The sequence below is a fragment of the Mycobacterium sp. ZZG genome (genome assembly GCF_054786995.1).
On record NZ_JBTBFV010000158.1, the window covers coordinates 1 to 1,333 of the forward strand.

The window sequence follows — 1,333 nt, forward strand, 5'->3', positions numbered from 1 at the left end:
CACGACGACGACCCCGTCACGACGACGACCACGGCCCCGCTCACCACACCGAGCGGGGCCGTTCCCATCGGCCACTCGTCACCAAACTCGATGATGCCCATATCCTCATCCACAGCGACGGGCAACAATCGACCCGGACCATTTGGCGTTCCCCGCGGCGCGCCGGCGTAGCCTCCATGCGCTGGTGAGCGCGCTCACCGACGGCGCCGTGGTGCTCGACCCGGGCTGCGACTGGGACGCCGCCCGCGCGCAGCTTCTCACGCTGCCCGGCATCGGTCCGTGGTCGACGGAGATGATCGCCATGCGAGGGCTCGGCGATCCCGACGCCTTCCCCGGCACCGACCTCGGTGTGGCCGTGGCGGCCAAACAGATCGGCCTACCGGCGACCCCCCGCGGACTCGCCGAGCGCAGTACCCGCTGGCGCCCTTGGCGTTCGTATGCGACGCAGCACCTCTGGACCGCACTCGATCACAGCGTCAATCAGTGGCCGCCGAAGACGAAATGAGGGACGTGGTGCAGTACCGAACGATGGACAGCCCGGTGGGCTTGCTGACACTCGCCGGGACCGCGGGACGATTGCGTCACCTGCGGATGGTGGACCAGACATACGAACCGGACCGTGCCGGCTGGGAACGGGACGATGACGCATTCGCCGATGCCGTGACGCAGTTGCAGGAGTACTTCGGTGGCACCCGCCGGGACTTCGACTTGACGCTCGAACTGCTCGGCACGCCCTTTCAGCGGCGAGTATGGGAGGCGCTGCTGACGATCCCCTACGGCGAGACGAGGTCGTACGGCGACATCGCCAGGCAGATCGACGCTCCGGGGGCCTTCAGGGCGGTCGGATTGGCCAATGGACATAATCCGATCGGGATCATCGTGCCGTGTCATCGCGTGATCGGCGCCAATGGCAGTCTCACCGGCTACGGAGGCGGATTGGACCGCAAGAAGACGCTTCTGGGCATGGAGCGCAATAACGCGCCGGCGATTCCGACGCTATTCGATTAAGAGGTGCCGGCAGTCCCACACCAATCACCGGACAAAGGACAGCGTCGGTTCCGCATTACTCGTCTAAAAAGGCCGCCACAGCTCCCCGAGAGCCGAAGAAGTGACGATGAATTGCCCCTCTAAGCCGAGCGACATAACCACGAAATGAACCGCCCCAGGTTCTCCGCCGCTTTTATACGGGTTGCGGCTCTCGGTTGAGGGTCGCGTAATGGGCTTGCTCGAACTCCACGGGGGTCATCATCTCAAGGCTGCTGTGCAGGCGCCTGGTGTTGTACCAGTCGACCCAGCCGGCGGTGGCGTACTCGACGTCTCCGATGTTGCGGTA

At 65.0% G+C, this 1,333-nt stretch carries 2 protein-coding genes and 1 pseudogene; 2 read left to right on the forward strand and 1 reads right to left on the reverse strand.

Going from position 1 to position 1,333, the window contains the following annotated elements:
* Positions 1-121: 121 nt before the first annotated feature.
* Positions 122-505 (forward strand): annotated as a pseudogene (locus ACXMYJ_RS29105) (DNA-3-methyladenine glycosylase family protein); the annotation flags it as partial.
* Entirely contained in the window at positions 502-1,008 is a 507-nt protein-coding gene (locus tag ACXMYJ_RS29110; RefSeq protein ID WP_460359544.1) for a methylated-DNA--[protein]-cysteine S-methyltransferase, read from the forward strand. The pseudogene ACXMYJ_RS29105 and the gene ACXMYJ_RS29110, both read left to right, overlap by 4 nt.
* 172 nt (positions 1,009-1,180) lie before the next feature.
* Here the strand turns inward: ACXMYJ_RS29110 and ACXMYJ_RS29115 are convergent.
* Positions 1,181-1,333 (reverse strand): integrase core domain-containing protein (locus ACXMYJ_RS29115; protein ID WP_460359545.1); only part of this gene is annotated, 153 nt, incomplete at its 5' end.

Excerpts from the sequence above, each read along its gene's own strand:
- ACXMYJ_RS29110 (WP_460359544.1), top strand. The coding sequence starts at position 502 with ATGAGGGACGTGGTGCAGTACCGAACGATGGACAGCCCGGTGGGCTTG.